The organism is Thioalkalivibrio sp. ALgr1, assembly GCF_000378285.1.
GTDB lineage: Bacteria > Pseudomonadota > Gammaproteobacteria > Ectothiorhodospirales > Ectothiorhodospiraceae > Thioalkalivibrio.
The window spans coordinates 75,330-88,551 of the sequence record NZ_KB905138.1 but is presented as its reverse complement, the minus strand read 5'-3'; the positions used below and the strand labels follow the sequence as shown (position 1 = coordinate 88,551).

The 13,222-nt window shown below is 65.9% G+C and carries 14 protein-coding genes; 6 read left to right on the top strand and 8 right to left on the bottom strand.

The features are described from left to right. Positions 1-286: integrase core domain-containing protein (locus F466_RS0112830; protein WP_018994257.1), on the top strand; the 286-nt coding region annotated here is incomplete at its 5' end. A 214-nt stretch (positions 287-500) separates the two neighbouring features. Here F466_RS0112830 and F466_RS0112825 read toward each other — a convergent pair. Genes F466_RS0112825 through F466_RS13755 form a run of 3 tightly spaced genes read right to left on the bottom strand, consistent with a single transcriptional unit; the run spans position 501 to position 3,766 of the window. Next, positions 501-2,861, bottom strand: a complete 2,361-nt coding sequence (locus F466_RS0112825; RefSeq protein WP_018994293.1) for an ABC transporter permease — start codon at positions 2,859-2,861, stop codon at positions 501-503. A gap of 15 nt (positions 2,862-2,876) precedes the next feature. Continuing rightward, positions 2,877-3,611 carry an ABC transporter ATP-binding protein gene (locus F466_RS0112820; protein ID WP_018864806.1) on the bottom strand — a complete coding sequence of 245 codons (735 nt, stop codon included), beginning with the start codon at positions 3,609-3,611 and terminating at the stop codon, positions 2,877-2,879. Further along, the gene (locus F466_RS13755; RefSeq protein ID WP_018138054.1) at positions 3,608-3,766 is read right to left on the bottom strand and encodes a hypothetical protein; all 159 of its coding nucleotides are present in this window, start codon (positions 3,764-3,766) and stop codon (positions 3,608-3,610) included. The genes F466_RS0112820 and F466_RS13755 overlap by 4 nt, the downstream gene beginning before the upstream one ends. 662 nt (positions 3,767-4,428) lie before the next feature. Here F466_RS13755 and F466_RS0112810 point away from each other — a divergent pair. Next, positions 4,429-5,361 carry a carbohydrate kinase family protein gene (locus F466_RS0112810; protein WP_018994292.1) on the top strand — a complete coding sequence of 311 codons (933 nt, stop codon included), beginning with the start codon at positions 4,429-4,431 and terminating at the stop codon, positions 5,359-5,361. Between the two features lie 395 nt (positions 5,362-5,756). Here the strand turns inward: F466_RS0112810 and F466_RS0112805 are convergent, their stop codons facing one another. Continuing rightward, a complete protein-coding gene (locus F466_RS0112805; RefSeq protein WP_018994291.1) occupies positions 5,757-6,233 on the bottom strand; it encodes a YbhB/YbcL family Raf kinase inhibitor-like protein in 477 nt (158 codons plus the stop codon). Between the two features lie 100 nt (positions 6,234-6,333). Between F466_RS0112805 and F466_RS0112800 the strand changes: the two genes are divergently transcribed. Together F466_RS0112800 and F466_RS0112795 are read left to right on the top strand one after the other, a co-directional pair. Continuing rightward, positions 6,334-6,765 carry a hypothetical protein gene (locus tag F466_RS0112800; RefSeq protein ID WP_018862951.1) on the top strand — a complete coding sequence of 144 codons (432 nt, stop codon included), beginning with the start codon at positions 6,334-6,336 and terminating at the stop codon, positions 6,763-6,765. 10 nt (positions 6,766-6,775) lie between these two features. After that, complete coding sequence (locus tag F466_RS0112795; RefSeq protein WP_018994290.1) at positions 6,776-7,753, top strand: patatin-like phospholipase family protein; 978 nt, start codon at positions 6,776-6,778, stop codon at positions 7,751-7,753. Between the two features lie 86 nt (positions 7,754-7,839). On the opposite strand, the gene F466_RS0112790 is transcribed toward F466_RS0112795, so the two are convergent. Both F466_RS0112790 and F466_RS0112785 read right to left on the bottom strand, forming a co-directional pair. Beyond that, the gene (locus F466_RS0112790) at positions 7,840-8,094 is read right to left on the bottom strand and encodes a Smr/MutS family protein (RefSeq protein ID WP_018994289.1); all 255 of its coding nucleotides are present in this window, start codon (positions 8,092-8,094) and stop codon (positions 7,840-7,842) included. Positions 8,095-8,110: 16 nt separating this feature from the next. Next, positions 8,111-8,596 (bottom strand): universal stress protein, encoded by a 486-nt coding sequence (locus F466_RS0112785; protein WP_018138048.1) that lies wholly within the window; start codon positions 8,594-8,596, stop codon positions 8,111-8,113. A gap of 138 nt (positions 8,597-8,734) precedes the next feature. Here F466_RS0112785 and corA point away from each other — a divergent pair, with 138 nt between their 5' ends. Continuing rightward, positions 8,735-9,808, top strand: a complete 1,074-nt coding sequence (corA, locus tag F466_RS0112780; RefSeq protein ID WP_018994288.1) for a magnesium/cobalt transporter CorA — start codon at positions 8,735-8,737, stop codon at positions 9,806-9,808. 99 nt (positions 9,809-9,907) lie between these two features. Here the strand turns inward: corA and F466_RS0112775 are convergent, their stop codons facing one another. Continuing rightward, entirely contained in the window at positions 9,908-10,282 is a 375-nt protein-coding gene (locus F466_RS0112775) for a PilZ domain-containing protein (RefSeq protein ID WP_018138046.1), read from the bottom strand. Positions 10,283-10,678: 396 nt separating this feature from the next. Here F466_RS0112775 and F466_RS13835 point away from each other — a divergent pair, with 396 nt between their 5' ends. Then, a complete protein-coding gene (locus F466_RS13835; protein WP_018138045.1) occupies positions 10,679-10,804 on the top strand; it encodes a hypothetical protein in 126 nt (41 codons plus the stop codon). A 122-nt stretch (positions 10,805-10,926) separates the two neighbouring features. On the opposite strand, the gene katG is transcribed toward F466_RS13835, so the two are convergent. After that, on the bottom strand, positions 10,927-13,119 hold the full coding sequence (gene katG / locus F466_RS0112765) for a catalase/peroxidase HPI (protein WP_018138044.1): 2,193 nt from the start codon (positions 13,117-13,119) through the stop codon (positions 10,927-10,929). Positions 13,120-13,222: the final 103 nt, after the last annotated feature.

The following is a 13,222-nucleotide window of genomic DNA, read 5'->3' as shown; positions in this document are numbered from 1 at the left end:
CTGGCGGCGTCTGCTGGTGCAGCACGGCGCCCGGGCCAGCATGAGCCGGCGGGGTAACTGCTGGGACAATGCGGTGGCCGAACGCTTCTTCCTAAACCTGAAGATGGAGCGCGTCTGGCGACGGGACTATGCCAATCACGGCGAGGCCACCCGGGACATCACCGACTACATCGTCGGCTTCTACAACGAGCGCCGAAGGCACTCGACCCTGGGCTACCTGTCGCCCAACGCCTACGAGCGAAAATGGACAGCCGAAACACCGATCGAGGTGTCCGAAATCACTTGACCACTACAAACCCTCGGAGCGAGGGAAACCCCGGCCCGCACAGCGGGCCGGGCTCGCGGCAGTCGGGCGTGTTTCTTGGGTACTTCTTTGCACGAGCAAAGAAGTACCTCGGGGTGCGCTGCCGAGACAGCGCTTGGCAGGCGGTGGACCAAGGCCACCGTAAACACCAGATGCCGAACCAGATCCAGCCAAAAAAGGCGGGCAACAACGACCGCTACTCCGCCGCCTTCAGGGCCTGCACACGGTCGAGCTGCTGCAGACGCCTCCAGGCGAGAAAGGCGGTCAGACTGGCCGCGACCAGGATGCCGAGTGCGGCGAAGCCGTAGGCCTGCGGCGTGATCACCAGCGGCACGCGGAACAGGTCCATCGCAAAGGCCTGGTTCAGCAGCCAGGCGAAGCCCGTGCCGGTCAGCCAGGCGACGGGGATCGCCGCGAGGGTCAGCACTGCGATCTCGCCGAGCAGGATCCAGCTGACCTGGCCGCGCGAATAGCCGAGCACCTCCAGCGTGGCCAGGTCGCGGGCGCGCTCGGCATAGGTGATGCGTGCGTTGTTGTAGGTCACGGCAAAGGCAATGGACACGGCCAGCGCGACGAACACCATCGCGAACACGATGATGGTCTCGCCGATGTACTGGCGGATGTTGCGCTCGGCCTCCGCGATCAGACCAACGCTGGCGACCCGCGGGCGGTCGGACAGGCTGCGGAACAGCGCATCCTCCTGTGCGCGGTCGGTCAGCAACCAGGCACCGGAGACCGCCGGGCCCTCGCCGATCAGGCGGTTCAACGCCGGGCGGTACATATAGGCGCCGACACCGATGGGTTCCTCTACCACACCGGCCAGCGGCACCGTGACCGTGCGGCGACGGCCTTCCAGGATCTCTACCTCCACCGGGTCGCCCACGCGCAGCCCGAGCTGTTCGGCCAGGTAGTCGGTCAGCAGGATGCCCTCGTCGGGCAGTCGGCCGCGCCCGCCGCCCATCGGCAGTTGCCGCAGGCGCGGTTCGGCGTCCAGCCCCAGCAGGCGCACGCGCTCCTCGCGGTTCACGCCGACCAGCCGCACCGGTACCGCGCGGAAGGTCTCCACCGCCAGCACGCCCGGCTCGTGACGCAGCTCGCCGGCCGCGCGCGCCGGCACGGGATCGGTGAACTGCAGGTCGATGTCCATCTGCAGCACCTGCCCGTACTGGGTGTCCAGCATCTGGGTCACCGCGTTCAGCTGGTAGGCGCCCATCAGCAGCAGCCCCCCGGACAGGCCAATGCCGATCACCGACAGCACGGACTTGAGCCGGTGGCGCGCGAGGTTGCGCAGGATGATCCGGGTCGGCTGGTCGAACGCGCCCCAGGCCGCCGAGCGCTCCAGCCAGCCGCGATGAAAACGTTCCGGGGCCGGCGGGCGCATGGCCTCGGCCGGTTGCATGCGCACCGCCTGCCAGACCGCGCGGAAGGTGCCGAGCATCGCCGCGCCCATGGCCACACCCACCGCCAGCACCATCACCCAGCCCTGCAGGCGAAAGCTCATCTCGGGGAAGCGGAAGTATTCGGCGTAGATCCCGGCCAGGCCCTGTGCGGCCCAGGCCCCGAACGCGAGCCCCAGGACGCAGCCCACCAGCACGATGCCGCCGGTCAGCAGGGCATAGTGCCCGGCGATCGCGCCGTTGCCGTAGCCGAAGGCCTTGAGCACGGCGATCGGTTCGCGCTGGGAGCGGATGATGCGCCCGACGACGACATTCAGCAGAAACGCCGCGACGGCCAGGAATATGGTCGGCAGGATCGCCGCCTGCGCCCGCAGCTGGGTCAGCTCCTCGGACAGAAAGCGATGCGAGAACTGGTCGTCGCGGCCATAGGCCCCCATGCCGCCGTAGCGCGCCAGTTCCCGGTCCATCGCCTCGATCACGGGGGCCGGGTCCGCGCCGGCCTCCAGGCTTACGGCCACCGAGTTGAACGCCCCCTCCATGCCGTAGGCGGCGGCCAGCGCGCGGCGGTTCATCCACAGGATGCCGTAGCGTTCGTAGTCCGGCAGCAGGTCGGTGGGGCTGATCTGATAGACAAACTCCGGCGACAGCGCGATGCCGCTGATCTGCAGATCGGTCAGGCGCCCGTCGATGATCGCGCGCAGGGAATCGCCGGCCCGCAGCTCGTGGGCCTCCGCGAAGGCCTCGCTGACGACCACCTCCCGCTCGCGCCCGGCCTCCGGCAGCCGCCCCTCGCGCAGATAGAGCCGGTTCAGCAGTGGCTCGCCGCCGTCCGGTATGGAGAGCACCGTGCCGCGGATCGGATCGTCAAAACCGGCGACCTCCAGGCGCACCGGGGCCTGCACCCGGGTCTCGATCTGGTTGATCCCCGGCGTATCGCGGAAGCGCTCCACCGCGCTCTCCGGCGCGCGCGTGATCTCCGCGAATACATCGGCGAACTGGTATTCCGAGTAGAAACGGTCCTTGGTGATCGTCAGGGCGTCGAGGCTGGTCACGGCGATCACCAGGGTCATTACGCCGCTGGCGATCACCAGCGCGATCGCCGCCGCCTGCCCCTTCAGGTGGCCGAGGTCACGCAGGATCTTGCGGTTCAGCGCGCGCATGGTCGGCCGCGGTCGCTACCAGTGCAGCTCGGCCGGCGACTGGCGCGTGGCGTTTTCGTGGATCTCGCTCACGCGCCCATCGCTCAGGTGGATCACCCGATCCGCCATCTCGCCGATCACCGCGTTGTGGGTGATGATCGCCACCGTCGTGTCCAGGCGCTCGTTGATGTGCTGCAGCACCTCCAGCACACGGATACCGGTCTTCGAATCCAGCGCGCCCGTTGGCTCATCGCACAGCAGCACCGCCGGCTGCTTGGCGATCGCGCGGGCAATGGCCACGCGCTGCTGCTCGCCGCCGGAGAGCTGCGACGGAAAGTGGTCCATGCGGTCCTCCAGCCCGACCAGCGCCAACGCCTCCTCCGGCGGCATGGGGTCGCGCGAGATCTCGGTGACGATCGCCACGTTCTCGCGCGCGGTCAGGCTGGCGATCAGGTTGTAGAACTGGAACACGAAGCCGACATGGTCACGGCGAAAGGCCGTCAGTGTGCGTTCGGAGGCCTGCGCCAGGTCCTGATCGCGATAGCGCACCTCGCCCTCGGTCGCGGTGTCCAGCCCGCCCATGATGTTCAAGAGCGTCGACTTGCCGGAGCCCGAGGCCCCCAGCATCACCACCAGCTCGCCGGTGTAGAGCTCCAGGTCCACCCCGCGCAGGGCGTGGATGGTCACCTCGCCCATGCGGTAGACCTTGGTCACCCCCGCCGCGCGAAAGATCGTCTCCCGCGTGGCCACGGGGGCCGGGGACGCGCTCATGCGGGAGCGGCCACCAGGTGCGTGGTTTGCGGTGCCGAGGCCCCCGGCTCGGGCGCGCTCGGCAGGATGCCGCCCTCGCCATCCAGGCTCATGGACCACAGGCTCAGCAGCAACAGCAGAATGATCAGGATCGGGATCAGGACACGTGGTTTCATCGGACAGGCCCTCGCTCGCGACAGTACCCCAATGCTGCCACAAAGCCTCCGGCACGGCGTCGCCAAAAGCAGCGCCACCGCCCGGGCCGGGCCAGGCCAGGCCAGGCCAACGTCGGGGTTACGCCCGGAGATCGCCACGTCGCCTTCGGCTCCTCGCGATGACGTTGTTTCCTGTCCCGTTATTGCGAGGCCCCTTCAGGGGCCGTGGCACAAACGCGCGCAGCGCGTTGAATGGCCGCAGGCCGGCCCGCATGGAGAGCGAAGCGAATAATCTCCTGAGGCTGTCACCCAGGGCGAATCGTGGACGCCCCGCCAGCTTTCGGAGGTTGCTTCGTCGCTGCGCCCCTCGCAATGACGGGGGGCAAAAGCAAAGTCATTGCGAGGAGCCGAAGGCGACGTGGCAATCGGCCAAAGCTGTCTGCACGCAGGAACAGGTGGCTTCGAACGGAGATCGCCACCTCGCTTCGCGACTCGCGATGACGGTGGCACGAACGGCGTCGCGGGGGCCCCCGATTTGTTGTTTTGCGCCCAAATATTTACCCTATGCGCACCGTCCGGCCTGCCGCAGACGCGCCGAGCATCCCGAAATCGCGCGCCGCAGAGCCGTTTTGGCACCACAAGCGGTGCCATGCCAACCCGTTTCAACAACGCAAGGAGTCAACATGTCCGCACTCATCTGTGGGTCCATCGCGTACGACACCATCATGGTGTTCCCCGACCGCTTCAAGAACCACATCCTGCCGGACAAGGTGCACATGCTGAACGTGTCCTTCCTGGTCCCGGACATGCGTCGCGAGTTCGGCGGGTGCGCCGGCAACATCGCCTACAACATGAAGCTGCTGGGCGGCGAGCCGACCATCATGGCCACCGTCGGCGGCGACTTCGCCCCCTATGCCGACTGGATGGACAAGCACAGCATCTCGCGCAAGCACATCAAGGAGCTGAACGACACCTACACCGGTCAGGCGTTCATCACCACGGACCAGGACGACAACCAGATCACCGCGTTCCACCCGGGCGCAATGGGCTTCTCGCACCAGCAGAAGGTCACCGAGGCCGACGGCATCAAGGTCGGCATCGTCTCCCCGGACGGCCGTGACGGCATGATCGAGCACGCCCAGCAGTTCGCCGAGGCCGGCATCCCGTTCATGTTCGACCCGGGCCAGGGCCTGCCGATGTTCGACGGCGACGACCTGAAGCGCTTCATGGAACAGGCGACCTATGCCGCGTTCAATGACTACGAAGCGCAGCTGACCTCCGACCGCACCGGCCTGAGCCTGGAGCAGATGGCCGAGATGGTCGACGCAATGATCGTCACCCGCGGTGGCGAGGGCTCCGACATCTACACCGGCGGCAAGAAGATCACCATCCCGTCGGTCGAACCGGCCGCGATCAAGGACCCGACCGGCTGTGGCGACTCCTACCGCGCCGGCATCCTGTTCGGCCTGGAACAGGGCTACGACTGGGAAACCACCGGCCGCATCGCCTCGCTGATCGGCTCGATCAAGATCGCCCACTCCGGCACCCAGAACCACCATTTCACCGCCGACGAGTTTGCCGACAAGTTCGAAAAGGCCTTCGGCTACCGCTACTAAGCGACCTCACGCCGCCCCGGGCACCCGCCCGGGAACGCAAAAGGCCCGGCCCGAGTTTCCTCGGTCCGGGCCTTTTTTATTGCAACCCTGCAAGAGCCTGCTTGCAGGCGAATGCTCCTGCCCGAGTCAGCCTCTCACAGTGTCATCCCGGCCGTAGCGCAGCGAAGAGCCGGGATCTCCAGCGTCACCGCCTGCCCCAGCGCCCGAGATCCCGGATAACCGCTTCGCGGTTTCCGGGATGACGCCATTGCAGACCACCACAAGTCTTGCCTTCCCCCGTGGGAGCCGGGTGGCCGGCGAAGCGCCTGCCCGCGTCGGACTATGGCAGGGGGCATTCGCGGGCAAGCCCGCTCCCACAGCACGCCCCCACCCAACCCCGAAAGGTGCTCAAGGCATCAGTCGCGCTGGTAGGTGCCGACCAGGCGGTTCATCCCGATCACGTGGGGCTCGGCACGCTCCAGGAACTGCCAGAGCGTAAGGCCGGCAGGGAGCTGAAGGTCGCGGTCCAGCGCCAACAGCCAGAAGAAGTAATGGTGCTTGCCGTGGCCCTCGGGTGGCATCGGGCCGCCGTAGCCGGTGCCGCCAAAGTCGTTCTCGCCGACATCGCCCAGCTTCGCCGCCTCGGGCAGGCCGTCGGTATCCGGCGGCAGGTTGTAGAGCACCCAGTGCACAAAGCCGTAGGTGCCGGACTTGATCAGCGGGGCATCCGGATCATGGCAAATGACGGCCAGCGAACGCGTTTCCCGCGGGAGGTTGCTCCACTTGAGCGCTGGCGAGGTGTCCTCGCCCTCGCCCGTATGGCGCTTCGGGATCGGCTGGCCAGGACCGAACGCGGAACTGGACAGCTGCAGGTCGGACAGTGCAAAACCCATCGCCAATCTCCTGATCAATGCGTACCCGCCACCCTAACGCGCGCCCCGGGCCCGCACCAACCGGTTGCAGCCGCCCGCCGTCACGCGGATCATCGAGGGCATGCTGAATGCTGTAAAACGCTGGCTGGGCCGAGAAGACCCCCTAACCGGGGCTGCGCGCGCGATCGACCGCGGCCGCTCGGGGATCGAGACCGTGCTGGGCCTGCCCCACCGCCTCGCCGTACCACTGTTGCGCCGCCACTTTGGCGAGGCGGTGCATCCCTCCGACGAAGAATTCCGCGAGACGGGGCAGAACGGGTACTGGTCCCTGCCCACGCCCGGTTCGGAGTTCGAAGTCCGCCTGTTCGGCGACGATACCGGGCGCGTCACCGTCGGTACGGTCCGCGGCACGAACGTCTATTCGGGGCTGGTGGTGATCAGCGAATGGTCGCCGGAACACCCAGTGGCCGTGTGGCAGGTGCGCCTGGAAGAGTCGGCCACGGAGTCCGCCCGAACCCTGCACGACTTCCTGCTGAGCGACGCCTCTTCCTAGCGACCCGACGATGGACGATCACGAACAGTCGATTTCGCTCGTACTGGGAAGCGGCGGCGCCCGCGGCCTGGCGCAGATCGGGGTCATCCGCTGGCTGGAGGAGCACTCCGACTACCGCATTCGCTCCATCTCGGGTGCCTCCATGGGCGCCCTGATCGGCGGCATCTACGCAGCGGGCAAACTGGACATCTACGAGGACTGGGTAAAGACCCTTCGCCGTCAGGATGTCTGGCGGCTGCTGGACTTCTCGTTTCGCGGTGCCGGGCTGATCCGGGGCGACCGCCTGATCGGCAAACTGCGCGACATGCTGGGCGACATCGACATCGAAGAGCTGTCGATCTCCTTTACCGCGGTGGCCACCGACATCGAGCGCGAACGCGAGGTCTGGCTGAACTCCGGCTCACTGTTCAACGCCATTCGCGCCTCCATCGCCATCCCCACCGTGTTCACCCCGGTGCGCCATCGCGGACGGCTGCTGGTGGATGGCGCCCTGCTAAACCCGGTACCCATCGCGCCGACCCTGAACGACCACACCGACATCACCGTGGCCGTCAGCATGAACGGGCGCATGGGCGACGAACTAACGCGCGTCACCCGCCCCAATGCCTTCAATGACGTCGAGGCCGAAAAGCTGGGACGCAGCCGCCTGAATCAGCGGCTGCAGGACGTATTGCCGGACCGGGTCGGCGGCTGGCTACAGGACTGGCCAGGCAAGCTGGGCCTGGGCTCCACGACCGACGGCATGAGCCGCGCGCAGGAGGCCCGAGCGCTCAGCATGATCGACGTCGTCTCCCACTCCATTGAGGCCATGCAGGGCTCGATCGCGCGCTTTCGCATCGCCGCCTACAACCCCGAACACCTGATCGAGGTGCCCGTAAACGCCTGCGGCATCTTCGACTTCCACCGCGCCCGCGAGATGATCGAACTCGGCTACCACCTCGCCGAACGCAGCCTGGGGCACCAACAGCGTTCGCCCCACCCCCCGTAGGAGGCCAGCCCTCTGGCCGATGGGTTTTTGTCGGCGCCCCATCGGCCAGAGGGCTGGCCTCCTACAGGAAAGGCGAAACGGCCTGCTCAGTGCTTGAAATGCACGAACAGGCGGCCGTGGTTCTTCGAATCCTTCTCCACCCGGTGGTAGCGCTGCTTGATCTCCGGCTGTTGCAGGAAACGCAGCACGCGCTTTTTCAGTTGCCCGCTGCCCTTGCCGTGGATGATCTCCACCGTCTTGATGCGCTTGCCGCAGGCCTCTTCGATTGCGCCGTTGAGCGCCGCATCGATCTTGCGCCCGTTACGAAAGCACTCGTGCAGGTCGATGGACAGTCGTGACATCGCTAACGAGCGGCGCTCAGTTCACCGTCACCACGATGCAGCGCGCCAGCTGCTGGACCTTGTGCGACACACTGCCGGCCAGCAGTCCCTGCAACCCGCCCAGCCCGCGCGAGCCCATCACAATCATGTCCACATCGTGGTACTCGGCCTGCTGCAGGATCACCTTCGCGGGCGAGCCGTCCTCGATATGATGGCCGATATCCGTCACGCCCAGCTCGGCGAAGTACTCGTGCGCCTGTTCCACCAGCTTTTTCGCTATGTCTCGCAACACCTTGGGCGGCACCGCGGATCCAATGGCTGCACCGCCGACCGCCAGGGGCGGGTCGTCCGGATCGGGCAGCTCCGACAGCTTGCGGATATGCGGCGGCACCTCGCCCTGCAGCAGCACGCTGACCAGCACCACCCGCGTCTGATACTTGGCGGCCAGATCCGCTGCCACTTCCACCGCGCGCCAGGCGTTGGCCGAGCCGTCCACCGGCACCAGCATGGTCTTCAGTTCCATCGGCTCCGCGCTCCTCGTTACAGGCCATCGCGCTGGCCCAGTGCCCCAGCCTGCCAGAGTCGCCGCGCCATCGCATCCGCGTGTCGTCTGCGCCCGTCAACGCCCTATACTCGGGACAACACAGCCCCGGAAGAACCCATGACACGACTGTTCGAGAAGACCTACCCGCAACCCGGCACGGCCCCGGGCCACGGGGTGCACGCTCACGAACACCCTCACCCTTCCGAGGCCGTTGTTTCCGCCTGGCACTACCACAACGAACAACTGAACCCCCAGGACCCGGAAACCGTGATGCATGAAGGTGCGCCGGCGGACGGATTCGTCTGGCTGCACTTCCAGGGCACACCCGGCCCACGCCAGCTGCAACAACTGGCCGAGGCCTTCGCGCTCCACCCGCTGGCGCTGGAGGACGTGCGCCATCGCGGCCAGCGCCCCAAGCTCGACTACTTTGGCGATTATGCGGTGATCATCCTCAACCAGCCGCAGCTGGACGGCGATAGCGTGCGCCTGGAGCAGTTCAACCTGTTCGTGCACCCGCAGTTCGTGATCAGCGTGCACAGCGGCGAGACCGACCCGTTCGAGCCCATCCGCCAGCGCATGCGCGGCACCAACCGCAACTTCAACCGCCTGGGAGCCCCGTACCTGGCCTACGCCCTGATGGACGTGGTCGTGGATCAGGCCTTCCCGCTGATGGAGAAACTGGGCGACCGCATCGAAGACCTGGAAGAACGCGTGCTCTCGCAGCCCAACCACGACACCCTGAGCCGCATCCATGTCGTGCGCCGCGAGCTGCTGGTGCTGCGCCGCCAGCTCTGGCCCACGCGCGACGTGATCACCCGCCTGATGCGCGACGACCAGGACCCGTTCGGCCCCGAGATGATGCCCTGGCTGCGTGACGTCCACGATCACACTATCCAGATCATGGACCTGCTGGAGTCCTACCGCGACATGGCCTCCAGTCTGATCGAGGCCTACCTCTCGGCCGTGAACCAGCGCTCCAACGACGTGATCCGCGTGCTCACCATCATCGCCACCATCTTCATCCCGCTCACGTTCATCGTCGGCATCTACGGCATGAACTTCGACCACCCCGACAGCCCGTGGTCGATGCCCGAGCTCTACACCTATTACGGCTATCCCGTCCTGCTTGGCATCATGCTCGCCATCGTCCTCGGCATGCTCTACCTGTTCCGCCGCCGCCGCTGGCTGTAACCCCCAATCACCTGCAGGAGGCCAGCCCTCTGGCCGATAGGATTCTGCCTGCGCCTGGTCGGTCCCGAGAACAAACGGCCAGGTGTGATCCCGTGGTGTCTACGGTGTACAGAGGCTGTCATGCCGCGGACCATCCTGGACCGAGCGGAGGCCAATACTCTCGCGCATGAGATCCAGCAGGCCATCGACCGCAAACGGATCTTCAGGCTCGAACATCGCTCCCACGCCGTGCTCATCCAGCCGCATCACGATGCAATGCCAGACGTGGGCCCGGTCATCCCCGGACTCCTCCGGGCTCACGGTCAGCCGCAGTCTCGTATTTTTCGAGACAACCGAATCCGTCAGTTCCAGATACAACCCGCTAAGGCTGACATCGCGGACCCGGCCGCTTGCTCTGTACTCAGAGTCGCCGGCCAGAGTCTCCACCTCGGCTTCCACACGGACGGCCCTGCGACGCCCCTCTCGAAGATCCATGATCTAACTCCCGTCTTGGCCCCATCGGGCACTGGATTGTCGTTTCGCGGTCCCAGACTCTAATGCATCCGGATAGGGAGTTAACGGTTCCGGACACTCCGGGCACCAAGACTCAAGACGGGATAAGGCTACGCTAATAAATTGAATTTAATAGGTTTTATACGGAGCAGTGGCAGTTTTGTGGTCCTGTAAGGCGCGTTTAGCTCCAGAAATTCCCCTCGGGGTACCAGGCTCGGCCAGCCCCCCAGCGAATGGGAAAAAGTGCGCCCACCGTTCTGTTGGCAGACCACGTGCCGCATCAACTCCGAAGGTGGTGACAGCGGGAGGCAAGGGGCACCGGATGGCATACGCTTCACTCGGCCGCCAATCCCAGCCCGTTCGGTGCCGCTACCCATCATGCTGCTCACGTTGCGGATCGTGTTCGCCCTGCTGGGCCTTGGCGTCGCGCTGATGCTGTGGCACGCAAGGCAGGTGTTTTCGGTCGAGTTGTGCGATGGCGGCGGCATGCGCGCGACCGGATAGCGGGTCGCTCCCGCCGATTGTCGGGGGCACGCCGAGAGGTTTCGCACTGCGCAACAAAAAGGCGCCCGGGATAACCCCGGGCGCCTTTTGATCTGAACCGGGCGAACCGCCCGGCTCGGGCCTTACTGCTGGTACTGCTCCAGGTCGAAGCGGTCGGCGTTCATGACCTTGGTCCAGGCCTGGATGAAGTCCTTCACGAACTTCTCCTCGTTGTCATCCTGGGCGTACACCTCGGCGTAGCTACGCAGGATGGAGTTGGAACCAAACACCAGGTCGATGCGGCTGGCCGTCCACTTCACCTGATCGCCCTGGCGATCGCGCACCTCGTACACGCCGTTGCCCGCGGGCTGCCAGGCGTAGGCCATGTCGGTCAGGTTGACGAAGAAGTCGTTCGTCAGCTGACCTTCACGGTCGGTGAACACACCATGCTGGCTGCCACCATGGTTGGTGCCCAGCACGCGCATACCGCCGATCAGCACGGTCATCTCCGGCGCGGTCAGCCCCATCAACTGGGCCCGGTCGAGCAGCATCTCTTCCGGCTTGACCACGTAGTCCTTCTTCAGCCAGTTGCGGAAGCCATCGGCCAGCGGCTCCAGCGGCTCGAAGGAGTCGGCGTCGGTCATCTCGGCGCTGGCGTCACCCCGGCCCGGGATGAACGGCACCAGCACATCGTGACCGGCCGCCCGGGCCGCCTGCTCGATGCCCACGCTACCACCCAGCACGATCAGGTCGGCCACGCTGGCCCCGGTCTCGGCGGAGATCTGCTCGTAGACCTTGAGCACACGGGCCAGGCGCTCGGGCTCGTTGCCTTCCCAGTCCTTCTGCGGCGCCAGGCGGATGCGGGCACCGTTGGCACCACCGCGCATATCGGAGCCACGGAAGGTACGGGCGCTGTCCCAGGCGGTCGCGACCATCTCGGCAATGCTCAGTCCGCTCGCGGCGATCTTCTGCTTGGCGGCCTCCACGCAGTAGTCGGTGTTGCCGGCCGGCACCGGGTCCTGCCAGATCAGATCTTCCTGCGGCGCGTCCGGCCCGATGTAACGGGTCTTCGGGCCCATATCGCGGTGGATCAGCTTGAACCAGGCGCGGGCGAAGCAGTCCTTGAAGTACTCGGCGTCCTTGCGGAACGCGTCCATGTACTTGCGGTAGACGGGGTCCATCTTCATCGCCATGTCCGCATCGGTCATGATCGGGTTATGGCGGATGGACGGATCCGTGGCGTCGACCGGCTTGTCTTCCTCCTTCATGTCCACCGGCTCCCACTGCCAGGCGCCGGCCGGGCTCTTCTTGAGCTCCCACTCGTGGTCGAGCAGGGCTTCGAAGTAGCCCATGTCGAACTGGGTCGGGTTCTTGGTCCAGGCTCCCTCGATGCCGGAGGTGATGGCGTTCGCGGCCTTGCCCTGCATGTTGGGGTTCTTCCAGCCGAAGCCCTGCTCCTCGACATCGGCCCCTTCCGGTTCCGGCCCCAGCGCGCCGGCATCGCCGTTGCCGTGGCACTTGCCCACGGTGTGGCCGCCGGCGGTCAGCGCCGCGGTCTCCTCGTCGTTCATCGCCATGCGGGCGAAGGTCTCGCGCACCTGCTCGCCGGTCTTCAACGGATCAGGCTTGCCGTTAACCCCTTCCGGGTTCACGTAGATCAGACCCATCTGCACGGCCGCCAGCGGGTTCTCCATGGTGTTGGGCTTTTCGACGTCGCCGTAGCGCTCGTCGGAGGGCGCCAGCCACTCCTTCTCCGCCCCCCAGTAGGTGTCCTTCTCGGGGTGCCAGATGTCCTCGCGTCCGAAGGAAAAGCCGAAGGTCTTCAGACCCATGTTCTCGTAGGCCACATTACCGGCTAGGATGATCAGGTCGGCCCAGCTAATCTTGTTGCCGTACTTCTTCTTGAGCGGCCACAGCAAGCGGCGCGCCTTGTCCAGGCTCGCGTTGTCCGGCCAGCTGTTGATCGGCGCGAAGCGCTGGTTGCCGGTGCCACCGCCACCCCGGCCATCGGCGATCCGGTAGGTACCCGCCGCATGCCAGGACATGCGGATCATCAGCCCGCCGTAGTGACCCCAGTCAGCCGGCCACCACGCCTGGCTCTCGGTCAGCAGCGCGTGCATGTCCTTCTTCAGGGCCTCGAAGTCGAGCTTCTTCACCTCTTCCCGATAGTCGAAGTCCTCGCCCATCGGGTTCGTCTTGCGGTCATGCTGATGCAGGATGTCCAGATTTAGCGACTCCGGCCACCACTCCGTGACGGAGTGGCCCTCGGTGGTCTGGCCACCGTGCATGACCGGGCACTTGCCCATGTTCTGCTGCTCACCCATGTCGTTCTCCATGTTCGCTGCGTTGAGCGTGTTCGTTCGTCTTTCGGAAACCGCCATCCGTCTACACGGCAATGGCTTTCTTTAGGGCCGCGAGCCATTCCACTCCGGATTCCAA